Origin of the sequence: Marinicella gelatinilytica (genome assembly GCF_026410405.1) — a bacterium.
Taxonomy (GTDB): Bacteria; Pseudomonadota; Gammaproteobacteria; order Xanthomonadales; family Marinicellaceae; genus Marinicella; species Marinicella gelatinilytica.
In genome coordinates, this window is sequence record NZ_JAPMLN010000012.1 from 13,312 (window position 1) to 31,965 (window position 18,654).

12 protein-coding genes are annotated in these 18,654 nt (G+C 44.7%); 2 read left to right on the forward strand and 10 right to left on the reverse strand.

Annotated features, from left to right (window positions below; translation table 11 throughout):
* Positions 1–106: 106 nt before the first annotated feature.
* The gene (locus OS173_RS08735; RefSeq protein ID WP_267183897.1) at positions 107–1,639 is read right to left on the reverse strand and encodes a S10 family peptidase; all 1,533 of its coding nucleotides are present in this window, start codon (positions 1,637–1,639) and stop codon (positions 107–109) included.
* Positions 1,640–1,826: 187 nt separating this feature from the next.
* On the opposite strand from OS173_RS08735, the gene OS173_RS08740 reads away from it, so the two are divergent.
* Entirely contained in the window at positions 1,827–2,870 is a 1,044-nt protein-coding gene (locus OS173_RS08740) for a cysteine synthase A (protein ID WP_267183898.1), read from the forward strand.
* A 15-nt stretch (positions 2,871–2,885) separates the two neighbouring features.
* On the opposite strand, the gene OS173_RS08745 is transcribed toward OS173_RS08740, so the two are convergent.
* Positions 2,886–3,263 (reverse strand): hypothetical protein, encoded by a 378-nt coding sequence (locus OS173_RS08745; protein ID WP_267183899.1) that lies wholly within the window; start codon positions 3,261–3,263, stop codon positions 2,886–2,888.
* A gap of 162 nt (positions 3,264–3,425) precedes the next feature.
* Between OS173_RS08745 and uvrB the strand changes: the two genes are divergently transcribed.
* Positions 3,426–5,447: an excinuclease ABC subunit UvrB gene (gene uvrB, locus OS173_RS08750; protein ID WP_267183900.1), complete on the forward strand. Its 2,022-nt coding sequence runs from the start codon at positions 3,426–3,428 to the stop codon at positions 5,445–5,447.
* Positions 5,448–5,663: 216 nt separating this feature from the next.
* Here the strand turns inward: uvrB and OS173_RS08755 are convergent, their stop codons facing one another.
* From OS173_RS08755 to carA, 8 genes are all read right to left on the reverse strand, one after another.
* Positions 5,664–7,928 (reverse strand): AsmA family protein, encoded by a 2,265-nt coding sequence (locus OS173_RS08755; RefSeq protein WP_267183901.1) that lies wholly within the window; start codon positions 7,926–7,928, stop codon positions 5,664–5,666.
* Between the two features lie 81 nt (positions 7,929–8,009).
* Positions 8,010–9,833 carry a DUF2207 domain-containing protein gene (locus OS173_RS08760; RefSeq protein ID WP_267183902.1) on the reverse strand — a complete coding sequence of 608 codons (1,824 nt, stop codon included), beginning with the start codon at positions 9,831–9,833 and terminating at the stop codon, positions 8,010–8,012.
* 4 nt (positions 9,834–9,837) lie between these two features.
* Positions 9,838–10,404: a LemA family protein gene (locus tag OS173_RS08765; protein WP_267183903.1), complete on the reverse strand. Its 567-nt coding sequence runs from the start codon at positions 10,402–10,404 to the stop codon at positions 9,838–9,840.
* Between the two features lie 73 nt (positions 10,405–10,477).
* Positions 10,478–11,929: a WS/DGAT/MGAT family O-acyltransferase gene (locus tag OS173_RS08770; RefSeq protein WP_267183904.1), complete on the reverse strand. Its 1,452-nt coding sequence runs from the start codon at positions 11,927–11,929 to the stop codon at positions 10,478–10,480.
* Positions 11,930–12,004: 75 nt separating this feature from the next.
* A complete protein-coding gene (gene recJ / locus OS173_RS08775; protein WP_267183905.1) occupies positions 12,005–13,726 on the reverse strand; it encodes a single-stranded-DNA-specific exonuclease RecJ in 1,722 nt (573 codons plus the stop codon).
* A gap of 15 nt (positions 13,727–13,741) precedes the next feature.
* Positions 13,742–14,215, reverse strand: coding sequence for a transcription elongation factor GreA (greA, locus tag OS173_RS08780; protein ID WP_267183906.1), 474 nt, complete (start codon positions 14,213–14,215; stop codon positions 13,742–13,744).
* Positions 14,216–14,237: 22 nt separating this feature from the next.
* Positions 14,238–17,450, reverse strand: coding sequence for a carbamoyl-phosphate synthase large subunit (gene carB / locus OS173_RS08785; protein WP_267183907.1), 3,213 nt, complete (start codon positions 17,448–17,450; stop codon positions 14,238–14,240).
* Positions 17,443–18,639, reverse strand: coding sequence for a glutamine-hydrolyzing carbamoyl-phosphate synthase small subunit (gene carA / locus OS173_RS08790; RefSeq protein ID WP_267183908.1), 1,197 nt, complete (start codon positions 18,637–18,639; stop codon positions 17,443–17,445). Before carA ends, carB begins: the two co-directional genes overlap by 8 nt.
* Between the last annotated feature and the right edge of the window lie 15 nt (positions 18,640–18,654).

Sequence of the window (18,654 nt, forward strand, 5' to 3'; positions counted from 1 at the left end):
TATTAATATCCTGTAGTTTATCATTTGATGTTGGACTTCGCGTTGCTCAGTTCCAACCTACAGAATTTACCCAGACTATATTGCCAATACTCAGCCTCAAAAAATTTTATTCATACTTAGCCGGTCTGCCATTGGTGGTGGTGTTTTTGATGAAGGTTCGGATGTCGTCATTGGCTTTTTCCAGATCCTCTTTACGTAAGTACATCATGTGGCCGCTGCGGTAGCCTTTGAACATCAGTCGGTCTTTCATTTGACCGCTGGGGTCGATCTGATTAAGGGTGTATTTGGCCGCTGAATAGGTGGTGGCGCCGTCGTAATAGCCGGATTGTACCAGTACCTTCAAATAGGGGTTTTGGGCCATGGCTTGGCGCAGGCCTTCGCGGACGGTGTTGTTGGTTCTGTCCCAGGGACGGACGTCACCAAACATGCTATACGGCACATCGGTTTTATAATTAAGTTCTTCTCTTAAGTAGTAGTTAATGGCTGGTGTAAAGGAGTGTAACCATGATGTCAGTTCGGCGCTGTAATCCGGGCTGTCACCGGTCAGCACTTTATCAATACCTAAGTATCGTGAGTCTAAGCGGCCGAGGGTTTGACCGGTTTTATCGCGCAATAATTCTTTCCAGAAAAATCGCGGCGTCACATCTAAATTATTTTGTAGAATTGACTTTTCGCTTAAGCCGGAATAGTGGGCCATTTTTGCAGCCACAGCGTTACGTTCTTGATCGGTAATAAAACCGCCTTTGGCTAAGGCTGGCATCAGTTCATTGATGGCGAATGCCTCCACTTCCGGTAAGATTTCGGTTAAATCTTGGCTTTGCAGCTCAGCGGGCAGCATGTTATGGTGCCAAGCGGTGGCCGCCATATAAGGAAAGTCCATGGCCGTGGATATGGCCGGGTCAGAACCCATGGCTTGATAATCAGCCGGTGACACCATAATCACACCGTTTAAATACATCCATTCTGAGTTCTGTAAGGTCGCCGCTAAGCCCATGACACGGGTGCCGCCATAACTTTCGCCGATAATGTATTTGGGTGACTGCCAACGGTTGTTGCGTGACATAAAAGTGGTGATCCACTTGGATAAATAATCAATATCAGCATTAACCCCAAAAAACAGCTTTTTATCGGGGTATTCCCCGTCTTTGTTTTTCACCATTCTGGAGTAACCGGTATTGACCGGGTTCACATAGACAATATCGGCCACATCTAAGATCGAATGGGGATTTTCTTTAACACCATAAGGCTGTACCGGATAGCCTTCATCATCAATCTTTAAAACCCGCGGTCCGGTATACGCCACATGCATCCAAACAGACGCCGAACCGGGGCCGCCATTAAAGGAAACAATAATCGGTCGGGCGGCATCATTTTTAATGTCGTTGCGTTTATAGTAGGTATAAAACAGCGTCGCCAACACCTCACCCTCTGCATTCCAAACAGGCTGGGTTCCGGTGGTTGCGGTATAAGGAATCACTTTACCCTTGATTGTTACCTTGTTTTGGGTGACCACTTTAGAATCAATATCAATGCTTCTGTTAAAAGATCCGATCGCTTCATCCTGAGGTGATTTCTCATCTTTTTGTGCAAAGACAGAAACTGTGATTAGTAAACAAAGTGTGAGAGCTAATTTTTTCATAGTAACTGGTGAATCCATCTAAGAATAGGTACTCATTATAGAAAAAAAAATTCAGATAATCAGGGTTTTGGCACAGATACTTTGACTTAGATTAATCAGCATGGTTTTTTTGCACATTCGATAATAGAGACCTTTAATTAAATGTTATGATTAACACCTCAATAAGTTTAATCAAAAAAATAATTCAATGCAGACGGCAAACAACATCACTGAGGCCATCGGCAACACCGATTTGGTCAAGATACCTTCGCTTTCCAGGCTATCCGGTTCTCATATTTATTTAAAGTGTGAGTTCCAAAATCCGGGCGGTTCGATTAAAGATCGGGCTGCATTGCAGCTGGTCAAAGATGCCATAGCTAACGGCCAATTAAAGCCGGGTATGACCATCGTCGAAGGCACCGCCGGTAATACCGGTATTGGTCTGGCTTTGGTGGCTAGAGCCCTTGGCTTTAATATGTTGGTGGTTATGCCAAAGGGTCAAGCCCTTGAAAAACAGCGCATGATCGAACTCTATGGTGCGCAATTAAAGCTGGTAGATCCCTGCCCGTTTGCCGATCCAAAGCATTTTTATCACACCGCCAAACGGCTGGCCGATGAGCGCGATGATTACTGGTGGGCCGATCAGTTCGAGAATACGTCCAATGCCAAAGCCCATTACACAGGCACCGGTCCTGAAATCTGGCAACAGACTGAAGGCCAAGTGACGACAGTGGTGTCAGTCAGCGGAACCGGCGGTACCATTGGCGGTGTCACCCGATATTTAAAGGAACAGAATCAGAAGATCCGAACGTGGTTAGTAGATCCTGATGGTTCTGGCCTTTATCAATATTTAAAAACCGGTGAATTTAAATCTCAAGGTAATTCTTTTACCGAAGGTATCGGCATCATGCGGGCTGTGGCTAATTTTAAACAGGCAAATATTGATTACGCCATCAACTTACCGGATGCGGATTTAGTCGCCATTGCCCAACATCTTATTTACCATGATGGTATCTTACTTGGCAGCAGCGGTGCTTTAAATGTCGCGGGTGCTTTATTTGCCGCAGCCCAAGGACCTAAAAACCAACATATCGTAACTTTTGCCTGTGATTTAGGCGAGCGCTCTTTTTCCAAGTTATACAACCCCGAATTTTTAGCCCGTAACAACATGCCGGCCAAGCCGGTAACTGCTGATCAGTTACTTAAACAATATCAAGCAATGGCGGACCAAACTGTTGATGTCAAAAATTGATTATTTGGATTTAAATTATGCGCACATTTCATGTACGACAACAGAATCCATAATGAAACTGTGAATATTGTCCAATAGTTCCACATAGCGCTGCTTAGCCATAAGTGGTTCAAATGGAAAACCCCAGTTGCCAACACGCACTGTCATCTGCTTATTTTCTGAATCAAAATCAAAAATGACCTGAACCTCTAAACCAGAGGAATAATCAAATGTAAGCGCCACTGGCGAGCCTTTTTTGTAAACCACTTTATGAGCTGTTTTGATCAACTTTCGCCAATCATTCTCAAATGAATTGGCATGCTTGTCAAAAGCGACAATGGCTTTATCAAATGTGGTTTTGTCACAGACATATGTTTTTGTCTGGTAACATGAAACGATTTCTTTTAACTTCATGGCTAAGTCTCTCCATAAACAACAAATAGATTACTCTTGACTTAATATTGCATGCATCAATGGTATTTTCATGTACTTTTGGCTTGAGCCTGAGTGACTTTATTAACGTGATAATTTGCGCAATTCACCTTATGTAACGTCACAAATTGTTATAATCAGACCATGGATATTGTCAATTTACAGATAAATAAATCAACCATACCTTTTCGGATTAACAGCCCCTTTGAGCCGGCGGGTGATCAGCCGCAAGCCATTGAAAAACTGGCACAGGGTTTTGAAGATGGTTTAAAAGCACAGACCTTACTGGGCGTCACCGGTTCCGGTAAAACTTTTACCATTGCGCATATGATTCAAAAGGTGCAAAAAACCACCATGGTAATGGCGCACAACAAAACCCTGGCGGCTCAGTTATACACCGAATTTAAAGAATTTTTCCCCGATAATGCGGTGGAATATTTTGTGTCTTATTATGATTACTATCAGCCCGAAGCCTATATTCCGGCTTCGGATATGTACATTGAAAAAGATGCCTCGATTAACGAATACATTGAGCAGATGCGTTTATCGGCCACCAAAGCACTGATGGAGCGTAAAGATGTCATCATTGTGGCCACCGTGTCGGCCATTTATGGCCTGGGTGACCCGCAGTCATATTTGAATATGTTGGTTTCACTGGCCGTTGGTGAGCGCATTGATCAACGCACTTTATTGCGTCGACTGGCGGAAATGCAGTACACCCGCAATGACCTGGTGTTAGAACGCGGTACTTTTCGGGTTCGCGGTGAAGTGATTGACGTGTTCCCGGCAGATTCAGAGCGGGAGGCGGTGCGCATTGAACTGTTTGATGATGAAATCGATTCTTTACAATTTTTTGATCCACTCACCGGTCACAGTATCAGTCGTGAACAGCAGATTAATATTTTCCCGACATCCCATTACGCAACCCCAAGAGAACGGGTGTTAAGTGCCATCGAGAACATCAAAATAGAATTAAAAGAACGGCTTAAGGTTTTGTATGAACAGAATAAACTGGTGGAAGCGCAACGCTTAGAGCAGCGGACTTTATATGATTTAGAGATGATGCAAGAGTTGGGTTACTGTTCGGGTATCGAAAACTATTCGCGGCACTTAACCGGTTTACCACCCGGGCATCCGCCGCCCTGCTTGTTTGATTACTTACCGTCTGATTCGCTGTTGGTGATTGATGAGTCTCACGTCACCATTCCACAAATTGGCGCCATGTACAAGGGTGATCGATCGCGCAAAGAGAATTTGGTCAACTTTGGCTTTCGTTTGCCCAGTGCCTTGGATAACCGACCATTGAAATTCAAAGAATGGGAAGAACGGACGCCGCGTATGGTGTTTGTCTCCGCCACCCCCAGTAAATACGAAGCCGAACACCAGGCACAAATTGTGGAGCAAATTGTGCGTCCAACCGGGTTGATTGACCCACAAATCGAAGTGCGGCCGGTGGCCACTCAAGTGGATGATTTATTGTCGGAAATCAACAAGCGCGTTAAAGTCAATGAGCGGGTTCTGGTGACCACGCTGACCAAGCGCATGAGTGAGGATTTAACTGAATACTTAGCGGAACAAGGTGTGAAAGTTCGCTATCTGCACAGTGAAATTGCCACCGTGGAACGGGTGGAGATTATTCGCGACTTACGGCAAGGTGTATTTGATGTGTTGGTGGGCATTAACCTGCTACGGGAAGGCTTAGATATGCCGGAAGTTTCATTGGTGGCGATATTGGATGCCGATAAACAGGGTTTTTTACGTTCTGCCAGTTCGCTGATTCAAACCATTGGTCGTGCCAGTCGCAATGTTCACGGCAGAGCGATTTTATACGGCGATACCATCACCGCCGCCATGCAAACGGCGATTGATGAAACGGATCGTCGTCGGCACATTCAAGTTGATTTCAATGAAGAACATAATATTACCCCAACATCGGTGATCAGAAAAATTCATGACTTACAGGCGGTGTATGAGCAGGATCATCCCCAACAATTACTCAAAGTGGCGGATAATAAATCTAAATACAAGCTTGATAAAGCCAAAGATGTGGGTCAGTTACTGCAGAAGTTAGAAAAACAAATGCAGCAACATGCCGCTGATCTGGAGTTTGAAAAAGCGGCAGATTTACGTGACGAGATTGAACGAATTAAAGAAGCTGTATTTTAAGATTATCGCTGCGCCCTCGCGGAGTCTTTCAAGCAGTCATAACCCTGTAAACAATCCATGTCGTTGGGTTAACCGTCAATATTGGTTTCTGATGCGTGACAGACAAGTGCTAGCCTCGCAGCTACAAAATATGACGTAACCCAAAGCCAGGTTTGTTGCTAGAACCCTATTCGGCAATACATATCAGGACAGATTTATGAGCTGCAGATGTTAGAACTAAATCGTGTCGGGTTGAGGCTCGGAGCCTGGTTCTGATTCAGACTTATCCGGCTCAGGCTCTTTTTTAGACTTTTTGAATAAACCTTCAAGTAATTCACGTTTCAGCCGGTCCTTACTGTCTTCTTTGGGCGTTTCTTGTGCTTCGCTCTCAACGGTCTCGTCTGTGGTCTCATCTGCGTTTTCGATGGCTTTATTTTCGCCATTGTCATCCACTGCTTGTTGCTTTGTCTCAACCAGTTTTTCTTTCGATTTTTTATCTTTACCCAACAGCGAATCGAATAACTCCTGTTTTAATTCCTCTTTCTTAGCCTCAATTTTTTCTTTTTGGGTGTTAATCAACAATTGTTTAATATCAATACCAAAATTGGGCGCCAGCATGGAACCTGACAAACTCACCGGAATGCGGTGATTCAATAAGCGCTCAAAGCGCGCGTCCAATACACCGGGTGGTATATTAATCAGCATCGGCTGTATGGTGCCTTTGATGGACTGTTCCACCAAATCCACTTCCACATCCCCGATTAAATCAAAATAAGGTGATTTTAAAGCCAGTTGTTTGGTCTTAATCACGCCATCGACCACATCGGCCTCTAGAGCCATCGAGCCAAACTCGGTTTCTAAAGCCTTATTGGCTTCTGCAGCCTCAGATTTATTTAATAAGCTCAAAGCCTTTTGTGTCATCAGCACCAAATCAATGCCTTTAATTTCACCATCACTGAGGTGATAAGACAAGTGACCATTGGCGCTGCGTAGTGGTGCAGCGGCAAAAAGCTGACTCACGCGAATATCTGCTTGTAATTGCCCCAATCCGCTTAAAAAACCATTGCCCATTAAATCAGTCAGTAGAGGCCCGGCCTGGATATCTTGCATACTGTGTTTAATCACCAGTTTATCGGTGACTTTATCCGGTGCCAAAGTCAATTCTGTTTTTAACAAACCTTGATAGAAAACCGCGGTTAATGGTCGCAAGTTGAGCTCGCTGCCACGGGTGGTCATATGTAACTTAACATTGTCCAAGCTGGTGCCCATGGCGGTTAATCGGCCAATGGTAATCTCACCATCTAAATAGCCAAAATCAACCGCATCTTCACTGTCTTGTACCGTTGCTTCAGATTCAGTTTGTGGCAGATAATCGTCGAGATTAATGTGATTGAGGTTTAATTTAAAATCACCGGCCATGCGCTCTAAATCGGAAATGGTCACTTGACCGGTTAATTCGCTGTCATCTAATTGGGCTTTGATATTATTTAAAGTTAATACTTGTCCGCGCATTGACCAGTCCGTTGAGGCGGACAGTTGATTAGCGGCCTGGTTATCCAAACCCCCGCCTAATTGTTGTAAAAATTCTGCGACATTAAACGAACTGATTGTGACCTGACCGGAATAATTGGCTGTTTGGCTGCTTAAATGAGTCCCTGTTAAGGGTGTTTTTAAGCGAACGTTGGCATATTCAATATTAATTTCAGGAATTTTTAAGCTGTCCTGGCCTAAATCCAATTGGCCACCTTTTTGGGTTCTGACTTTGAGCGGTATGCCATCCATCTCACCGGCTAATGCCAGTGATTTAATATCCACCACCATGGCCTGTTCAGACAACAGGTGGTTCACCACAAAATCAGAGGATAAGTCTGCCGATAGTTTATTTTCAACCATCTCCAACTGACCTTTTAGCGTCATTTCAGCCGGTTTACCGGCGGTTATGGCGGTGCTGGAAAAGTTTAAATCAGACAGTTTCAGGGTGGATCCGGCGGCGGCATCGCGGTAGTTAAGTTGGCCAGCGGATATCTTAATACCCTCTATATTGATTTTTATGTTCGACTTGGTATCAGATTGCGCGGTCTCGTCCTCACTGGCCAGGTGATCCATAATCGATTGCCAATTGCTCTGGCCGGATTGTGCCACCTGCAAATGTATACGGGGACTCATTAATTCCACGGTATCCACTTGGATGTCTTTTTTAAGCAGTGGCATCAATTTAACCCGGGCAGATAAGGTGCCAATGTCCGCTAAACTGTCGCCTGAAAAATCACGTTCATTGGCCACCGTGACGTCATTAAGTTCAATGGCTATCCAGGGGAAAACAGACCAGCCGATGGGACCGTTTAAACTGACTTCGCGACCAATTTGGTTCTGTACAGCCTGCTGAATTTCAGGTTTATGATCATTGGGATCAAATAATATCGGCAACAATAACACGGCTAAAACAAGCAGTAAAACAACCGTAACCAAAATGCCGAAAAGCCATTTAACTAATTTTTTCATATAAATGAGGAGTTATTTTTAACACGTTTAATATAACATGCGGAGAATTAAAAAAGCATGAAATGAAGTCAGACTAATTGTTTACCAACCGCCACCGCCGCCACCGCCACCGCCGCCGCCGGAGAATCCACCGCCACCGCCTGATGAAGACGGGGCAGTTGATGCTGATGACAGGGTGCTGGCCATACCGCCTGAAATGGCGCCGAAACTGCGACTACCGGTACTGCTTAAATCAAAACTATGCCCGCTGTACCAAGTGGGTTGATACTCCTCGGGATCCAAGGCGGCTTGTTTTAAATAGGTCGCAAATTGCTCTGACCACTGATTCTCCACACCTAAGGCCAAGGCATAAGGCAGGTATTTTTCAAACAATTCCGGGGTCATTTGTGGTGGATGCATAATCTCCAATCGGTTTTGTTCAGCAGTGGATAAATACAGCTTAAAGCCTTCAATTTTATCCATTAATTCACGACCAAAAGGTGTCGGCGCTTTCAGTAAGTAAATAAACAGCAGATTAACCACAATTAAAAAGCCCAACATAATGATTAATTCAATTGACAGATTTAAGTTGGACATGAAAACAAAAACAGCAATAACAGGTATCCAACCGAGTGGTTTGGATTTAAAGATAAAAAACATCACCAGTGCAAACACAGCGATTTGTCCCAATACGCCAAAAGCACTTCGATCACCTGGATTATGATGCAACAATAAAGCCAGCATCACCAGCACGCTGATACCCATGCCGATAAAAGCGTATATCCAATTATTTTTAAAGCATTTTTCTTTGTATTCTTGCTTAATTTTAGCGATTAAACCGGCTTGTGCGGTTTTTACTTTGCTGTTGTATTTTTTATCAATCACCATGGAATCGCTGGATCGCAATAATTTCTGCAAGATTAATCGTTCACCTTTGGAGGCTTGTTCTTTGGGGTCTTGTTTTTGGCGGGTTAATTTGTAACCACTGCTTTTTTTTGTGAGTTGGATATAACCTTTAACCGCTAAATTAATTAAGGCAGCGGTAAAACTTTTGCCGTCTGCTTTTTCATTGAGCACATAACGCACCGCCGCCGGTGACATGCCATCAGGTGGATAAAAAAGAGGCACAATAACACCGGGCTCCGGATCTCGACCGACACGGTCCCAGGCCATCCAATAAAACACCATCAGACTTAGCAAGGTCACAACCATTAATAACCAAAATAAATTATCGTTCAAAAAATCTATAATCGCCGAACGGTTATTGGAGAAAAAACCTTTGCTGAAATCTATTTGAAAAGTCAGACCCTGATAGGCCTGTAACGCACGACTGCTTGTGAACAAGACCCTTTGATTGTTAATCTCAGTTTGGTAATTTGTTTCTTCGTCACCTTCATAACCAGTCCAAGCCTGACGCTTTTTTATCGCAGCCATGGGCAGGTTGTCGGGCAGATAGACTGTGGCGGTCACTTTATCAATAGGAAAATTCCAACCATTACCGGTCACATTCCAGGCAAAACGATCATAGGTATCTAAAAAACCCATTTGTCGGTCGGTTCGGTAGGCAATGGTATAGGTCTGTAAGCCTCGGGGTACCATTTTATTTTGACTACCAATAAAGACTCTGACTCCAAGCGCCAATGGTTCCGTGTGATATGGCTCAGGATTACCGTTGCGTAATACCCGATCAACTTCAAAACCAACCGTGGATTTGGTTAGCATGGGTGTTTTGTAAATGGTGGGAAAGTCTCTAAAAATACCGCGTCTGATTTTATTGTGCTCAACCTGCACCTGAATGGTTTCCACCACTTCAATTTCGCCATCCACATGCAGCGTAATGTCGCTGTCATAGGACAAGATTTTTTCTGCTGCCGGTGCTGCCGCTGAAAACAGCAACAATAAGACAACACATATCTGTCGTTGCATGGTATTAATCGAAGGCAACATCCGGGTTTTCTGCGTGTGCCGGGTCTTCTATTTCAAAGTATTCAGCCTCTTTGAAATCATATTTCTGGGCAATGATGTTAGAAGGGAAGGATTGAACCAGGGTATTATATTCACGCACTGCTCCATTGTAATAACGCCGCGCATATTGAATATCGGTTTCGATTTGTTGTAATTGCTGTTGTAAATCCAGAAAGTTGGTGTTGGCTTTTAAATCAGGATAGGCTTCCACCTGAACCATCAAACCGGACAGTGCATGGGAGAGTTTTTGTTCTTGTTTGATTTGTTGCTGCGGTGTGTCTGCCTGTTTCGCTTGATTTCTGAGCTGGATAACATTTTCCAGAGTTTCCGCTTCATGCTTGGCATATTGTTTGACCACTTTGACCAGATTTGGAATCAAATCATAACGACGTTTTAACTGCACATCGATTCCGCTCCAGCCATCCTCCACATGGTTTTTCTTTTTCACCAATTGGTTATACAGACCAACAGCCCATACCACGATGGCTGCCACCACTAAAATTAAGATAATTAAAACACTCATGGTTCGCATGAAATCTCCGCTCTAAAATAACCCATTGATTATAACCCCAGCGCCAACAAAATTGAATGATTAAAAAAGACGGTTAAATGAACCCAAATAATTCAGCGTGAATTTCACCATCCCAGGGATGCAGCATCATCAGCTCACTGAATTGGGCAAATTGCCGTGGAAAATTAGCAATCACTTCATGCGGTTGTGGCACCAGGTTTTTATCCGCAATTAAGCCAAATTCAACTGAGCCGTTATACGACAAAATACTGATACCCATGCCCACGGTGCCATTTTGCGGTACCCAGAACATCATTTTATTAATTTTACAGCCGGCAATATAAAGTGGCACTTGCGGGCCCGGAACATTGGTTAACACGGCCGTGGCTTTTTTAGAAAACTGATGTAACAACAGATTTTGAATGGCAGTCGGCGCCAAGCCCACCAAGCTCAATAAACTTAAAGTGACTAAGGCCTGTTTGGATTTTTTCAGTTCATTCATTTCATTATGAACATAAGCCAAGCGTGCCAACGGATTGGCTTCAAACACCGGTAGGTTTAAAAACACCAGACCAAAATGATTACCCAATTCTTTGGCATGCTTTAAAGGCCGTAAGTTGACCGGCACCGTGGCACGAATCACTTTCTCATCGGGATTGTCACCCTTATCCAACATATAAGACCGTAAAGCACCGGCCAAATTGGCAATTAAAACATCATTGACGGTGGTTCCGGTGGCTTTGGCCACGGCTTTGACTTCATCCAATGGCAAAGATTGGGACCAAGCGACCCGCTTGCGCGTGCATAACTCTGACTTAAAAACACTTTCCGGGTCATTACTTAAGGCCAGGGCTGAAATCAGCTCTTCCATCAGGTTAATGGATTCGCCCACACCTTTTTCCAGCAAAGCGGGATTACTCAGCACATCTTTGCCTAAGCCGGCGATTTCATTGAGTAATTTGAGGGATTGATTAAACTGTTTTTTAGCCGGGTTAATCACCTGATGCAATAAATCCAGTTTTTCATGCTGTTCTTGCTGAGATTCCTCGGCATCGAGCTGTAAACTTTTCTCGCGACTGATGCTGGTCATGGATAACAACACCTGAACAAGGGCAATGCCATCGGCATAACTGTGGTGAATTCGTATCACCACCACCGGGCCTTTGACGTAATTTTCAACAATATGATAGGACCACAGCGGTTTGTTTTTATCTAAGGGTGATGAGGCTAAATTACTGACGTAATCTTGTAACTCACGGTAATCAGCCGCTCCCGGTAAAGCCACTCGTCTGACATGGGCCGCCATATCAAAATATTTGTCTTCTTGCCAAAAACAGCCGGTTTTACTTTGGTTGGCACACTGGCGAAAACGCCGAAAGGTCAGGAATTTTTTGACTAAAACGGTTTTAAAAACATCAATATCCGGCAGTTGATCTAAAAACATCATGCCGGTAATCATCATTAAATTATGCGGTGTTTCCATGCGTAACCAGGCGGTATCGACTTTACGCATGGGATCTTTTTTACCGTCAAAATATTGCAGCATGGATGCTTATAAAAATGAACAACCTTTATTATAAAGAATGGACGCTAAAATACATAGCAGAGAAATTGGCAGATACTAAACGAGGTGTTTTATTAATAGTTGTAACCGCTGCCGATTTCTAAATTCATTGACTTGCATCTGGTAACAAACATGCACTTTTTCATCCACTTCCGGGAATTGATGCGGAATAAAGTTAAAAGCAATGGCTTCGATTTGTTTGCTTAAATCCATGGTTTGTAAACGCAGTCGGGTGTGAATCTCAGCCACCGCTTTCTTTTCTTTGACAATAAAATAATCATCAAATAAAGGTGGCTCAAAAGCGGCACCCCAAGGGCCGGCATCCGCCAATTGCTGTGCCATAAATAATGATAAATCCTCCACCGGGACTGCGCCGTCACTGTCAACTTGTTGATGATCCGGTAGATTATCCACCCAGTCGTTGACCACTTGGCACAGTTGTTTTTTAAATTCAGCCATATGGTCTTTTTTTAAGGTTAAGCCGGCTGCCATGGCATGGCCACCAAATTTCTTAATTAAACCCGGATTATCACGATCCACTGCCACCAGCGCATCACGAATATGGAGTCCGTCAATACTTCGTGCAGAACCTTTGACCCATTGTGAGTCCTCACCTTCATCAGCAAAAGCCACCACCGGTCGTTGGGTGTATTCTTTGACTTTTGATGCCAATAGGCCCACCACGCCCTGATGCCAGCGGCTATGATAAATACATACAGCGGCACTTAATTTATGGTCTTTTTTTAAGGTTTTAATCACTGAATCAGCCATGTTTTGCATATTGGCTTGAATGGCTTTGCGTTCTTTATTAATGACGTTGAGCTCTTGCGCCAGTTGATCTGCGCGGTCCGGGTCTTCAGTCAGCAATAATTCAATACCAACTTGCATGTCTTGTAAACGACCGGCGGCATTTAAACGAGGCGCTAACATAAAAGCCAACATCTGAGCATCGGCACGGCTATAATCGCTGCCGGCCGCTCGGCACAAAGCCAACAAACCACAGTTTCCGGTACCTTGTCGCAGACGTTTTAGTCCGGCAGCAATTAAAATTCTGTTGTTGTGATCCAACGGCACCACATCAGCCACCGTTCCCAAAGCCACTAAATCAAGGTACCTACTGAGCGACACGCCTGCTGTCGAAAGATGCGCATAATCAGCGACATCTTTTAATTGACGAATAACCCGTGTTAATAAATAAAAAGCCACCCCGACACCTGCCAAAGCCGGACTGCCAAAATCGCTATTTTTCATATTGGGATTAACGATGGCGTCGGCCGGAGGCAATGTGGCCGGCGGTAAGTGGTGATCGGTGATCACCACTTGCATGCCTAATGTTTGGGCTTTTTTAACACCTTCTGTGGAGCTGATGCCATTATCTACAGTAACAATAAACTGACAGCCATGTTTGGCCAGTTCATCCACCAGGCCTTCGGATAAACCGTAACCGTAATCAAACCGGTTTGGCACCATATAATCAATATTGTCGGCCCCCAATTGCCGCAAAACCCGCACCATCAAAGCCGTGGCGGTGGCACCATCGGCATCAAAATCACCGACGATAAATAGTTTTTTTTGCTGACCGATGGCCTCAATAATTAATGTAGCAGCCTGGTCAATACCGGGCATGGCATCGGCGTGACTGAGGTGTTTTAAGCTGTATTCAATTTGACTGGCATCTTTGATACCGCGGGCACGGTAAATGCGTTGAATTAAGGGCGGCAGGTGTTCGCCGCCCGGTAACGGTTCGTTAGAAATATCTCGACGATTAATACGAACCACAATTTCAGGAATAGGCTAAATATATTGAATGTCTTCGATGAAATAGGTTTTTTCACCACCCGGGGCTTGGACATGCACTTCATCATCGACACTTTTACCCACCAAAGCCCGCGCAATGGGCGAACTGATGGATATTTTGCCTTCATCAATATTGGCTTCCGCGTCACCCACAATTTGATAAGTCACATGGTCACCAGTGTCTTCATCTTCTAACACCACGGTGGCGCCAAAAACAACCTTATCACCAACATTTAAGTTACTGACATCAATAATTTCTGCATGGCCTAATAAACTCTCAAGCTCACCGATGCGACCTTCATTAAAGGATTGCTGCTCACGGGCGGCATGGTACTCGGCATTTTCTTTCAAATCACCATGATCTCGGGCAGTCGCGACGGCTTCAATAATTTTCGGTCGTTCAACGTTTTTAAGACGCTTCAGTTCAGCCTTGAGCTGTTCTGCGCCTTTTTTGGTAATGGGTTTTCTCATGTTAACTCCTTAATAGTCATGTTTATGCGTCATGTAATTCACTGAGTGCGTAAATTTCCGGGTTTTTAACATACTCAAAAGCAGCTATGGTGGCGGCGGCACCGGCTAATGTGGTGCTGTAATGCACACCTTGTTTCAGCGCTTCAGTCCGAATTGAAGCTGAATCTGCAATCGCTTGGGCACCTTCTGTGGTGTTAATGATAAAATCAATTTCCTGGCTTTTAATACGGTCCACAATATGCGGCCGACCTTCAATGACCTTGTTGACACTTTCACAAAAGACACCGGCTTTTCTAAGCAGCTGACAGGTACCATGTGTGGCCACCAGTTCAAAATTCAACGCACTCAATTGTTTTGCTAATGGCACCAATTTATCTTTATCGGCATCTCGAACACTGACAAAAGCTTTGCCCACTTGAGGTATCTTAACATGAGCACCGATTCTTGAGGCTGCCACCGCAGCACCAAATGATTTACCGGTTCCCATGACTTCACCGGTGGAGCGCATTTCCGGCCCCAAAATAGGATCAACACCCGGAAATTTAGAAAACGGAAACACCGGTTCTTTGACTGAATAGTGATTTAGTTTCAAACGTGGTTGAACGCCCTGCTCTTTGAGACTGATGCCGGCCATACACAATGCGCCGATTTGCGCCAGTGGTAAACCCGTGGCTTTAGACACAAAAGGCACTGTTCGCGAAGCCCGTGGGTTAACTTCAATAATATAAATGTTATCACCCTGAATGGCAAACTGGGTGTTCATTAAGCCCACCACATTCAATTCTTTCGCCATAAGGGTACATTGCCTGATCAGCTCTTGTTGAATCTCATCACTCAAAGTAAATGGCGGAATACAACAAGCTGAATCGCCTGAATGAACACCGGCTTGCTCGATGTGCTCCATAATGCCACCCACCAACACGTCATGACCATCACTAATGATGTCCACATCCACCTCAATGGCGTGGTCCAAAAATCGATCTAACAACACCGGTGAATCATTTGACACCAATACCGCTTCTTGCATATAGCGGCTTAATTCAGTCACTGAATGAACCACTTCCATGGCACGACCACCGAGTACAAAAGATGGTCTCACCACCAACGGAAAACCAATGGCGTCGGCACGTTCTAAAGCTTCGTTAATGGAACTGACCGTGTCATTGGGCGGTTGCTTTAAATTCAGTTTATTCAGCATGGTTTTAAATTGCTCGCGGTCTTCTGCACGGGCAATACACTCAGGTGATGAGCCAATAATCGGTACCCCGGCATTGGCCAGATCTTCCGCTAAGTTTAAGGGTGTCTGGCCGCCATATTGCACAATCACACCTTCGGGCTTCTCCACATCAACAATCGCCAACACATCTTCCAATGTCAGTGATTCAAAATAAAGCCGATCAGATGTGTCGTAATCAGTGGACACAGTTTCCGGATTACAGTTCACCATAATGGTTTCGAAACCGGCTTTTTTAAGGGCGATGGAGGCATGCACGCAACAGTAATCAAATTCGATACCTTGACCAATGCGATTGGGACCACCACCTAAAATCATAATTTTGCGGTTATCAGAAGGTCTCGCCTCACACTGTTGTTCATAGCTGCTATAAAAATAAGCCGTTGGTGATGCAAACTCGGCGGCACAAGAGTCCACCCGTTTATAAACCGGCTTCACTTGGTAGGATAGTCGTGTTTCTCGAACCAATTGTTCTGAGCAGTTGAATAACTGACTTAAGCGATCATCTGAAAAGCCCAAGCGTTTTATGGCCAACCAATCTTTACCATCTAATTCATTAATGGCCGTATCGGTTAAGGACTGTTCTACCTTAACTAAATGCTCAATGGCTTGTAAAAACCAGGGATCAATGTTCGATAAACGGTGAATGTCTGTTAAAGAATAGCCATGCCGAAAGCCATCAGCTACATAAAACAACCGTTGTGACGAAGCTTCTCTGATTTCTTTATTCAAATCAAAGCCTTGTGCCATTTGTTCGGCTGTGACCATCGGCTGTAAGCCGCTGTAGCCCATTTCCATACCACGTAAGGCTTTTTGTAATGATTCACTGAAGGTTCGACCAATGGCCATGACCTCGCCCACCGATTTCATCTGGGTGCTTAAGCGATCAACACTGCCGGCGAATTTTTCAAATGCAAAACGTGGAATTTTGGTCACCACATAGTCAATGGATGGTTCAAACGAGGCGGGAATGGTGTCTCCGGTAATTTCGTTGTCCAGTTCATCCAAGGTGTAACCCACAGCCAACTTAGCCGCCACTTTCGCAATGGGGAAACCAGTGGCTTTGGATGCCAAAGCCGATGACCGAGATACCCGCGGATTCATCTCAATAACTATCATGCGGCCACTGTCAGGATCGATGGCAAATTGCACATTAGAGCCACCGGTTTCCACGCCAATTTTACGCAACACCGCTAATGACGCATCACGCATCACTTGATATTCTTTATCGGTGAGCGTTTGTGCCGGTGCCACAGTAATGGAATCGCCGGTGTGCACACCCATGGGGTCAAGATTTTCAATGGCGCAAATAATAATACAATTATCCGCCTTATCACGCACCACTTCCATTTCAAACTCTTTCCAACCCAATAAAGACTCTTCTAGTAATACTTCAGTGGTTGGTGATAAACGTAAGCCTTCACGGGTGATGTTCTCAAATTCTTCTAAATTATAAGCAATACCGCCGCCGGTACCGCCCATGGTAAATGAAGGCCTGATAATCACCGGGTAACCGATGGTTTTTTGTACTTCTCTGGCTTCTTCCATATCATGAACAATGGCCGAATGAGCCACTTCCAGACCGATTTCTTGCATCGCCACTCGGAATTGCTCACGGTCTTCAGCCATGTCTATCGCCTCACGGGAAGCGCCAATCATTTCAACGCCAAATTTCTCTAGCACCCCTTGGCTGACCAGATCCAACGAACAATTTAATGCGGTCTGCCCGCCCATGGTCGGTAGAATGGCATTGGGACGTTCACGCTCAATAATTTTTGCCACCGTTTGCCAGGTAATGGGTTGAATGTATATTTGGTCGGCTGTTTCAGGATCAGTCATGATGGTGGCCGGATTCGAATTCACCAAAATAACGTGATAGCCTTCATCTTTCAGGGCCTTACAGGCCTGAGTACCGGAGTAATCAAATTCACAGGCTTGGCCAATAACAATGGGGCCGGCACCGATAACCAAAATACGCTTAATGTCAGTGCGCTTAGGCATGGGCATTCTCCTGTTGTTGTCGATAGCTTGTCATGGCAGTTATGAATTCATTAAAAATGGGTAAGGCATCATGTGGACCAGGGCTGGCCTCAGGGTGTCCCTGAAAAGCATAAGCCGGTTTACTTCGATGGCGAAAACCTTGTATGGTGTGATCAAACAATGAACGATGGGTGACGGTTAATTCAGCCGGTAAATTGTCTTCAGAAACGCAAAAGCTGTGATTCTGACTGGTAATCATGACCCGCTTAGTAGCCACATCCATGACCGGATGGTTGGCACCATGGTGGCCATATTTCATTTTTTCAGTTTCACCACCTAAAGCAAGGGCTAAAATTTGATGTCCCAAACAGATACCAAAAAAGGGTATATCAGCAGCCAGTAACTCCTGACAAGCGGTGATGGCATAATCACAAGCCGCCGGATCACCCGGGCCATTGGACATAAACACACCATCGGGTTTCATTGCCAATACTTCGGCGGCCGAAGTTTGTGCCGGTACCAAAGTGATGTCACAACCCAAATCATGCAAAATTCTCACAATTTGCTGTTTAATACCAAAATCATAACAAACCACATGGTACGGTGTGTTTGTTGACTGTTTGAAATTCTGCGAGGCCAGATCGTAACGGCCTTCTTGCCATTTTTGCTGATTATCAATAGTCACCTCTTTGGCCAAATCCAGACCGGCTAACCCCGCAAAATCTTGTGCTTTTTTTATGGCTGCTTGTTCATCAATCGGGGTATTAAAATCGCCGGTCACAATACAAGCTTTCATGGCGCCGTGATCACGCAAATGGTTGGTTAAATCTCGGGTATCCAAACCGGTTATGGCAACAATGCCCTGTTCTTTTAAATAATCACTTAACCGGGTTTGGCTACGCCAGCTACTGGCTTCCTCATGATACTCACGAACAATGAGCCCCGCCGCTTGAACTTTGGGCGACTCATTGTCAAAAGTGTTGATTCCGGTATTACCGATATGCGGATAAGTTAAGGTCACCAATTGACCGGCATAAGAAGGGTCTGACAGAATTTCCTGATAGCCGGTCATGGCAGTATTAAATACCACCTCACCCACTTGACTACCTGTGGCAGCAAAGGAAAAACCATGAAAGACACGACCGTCGGCTAGAGCCAATATAGCTGGCGGACGGTTTTCGGGGAACAATAATTGTTTTAATTTAGACATGGCACAACTCAGTTA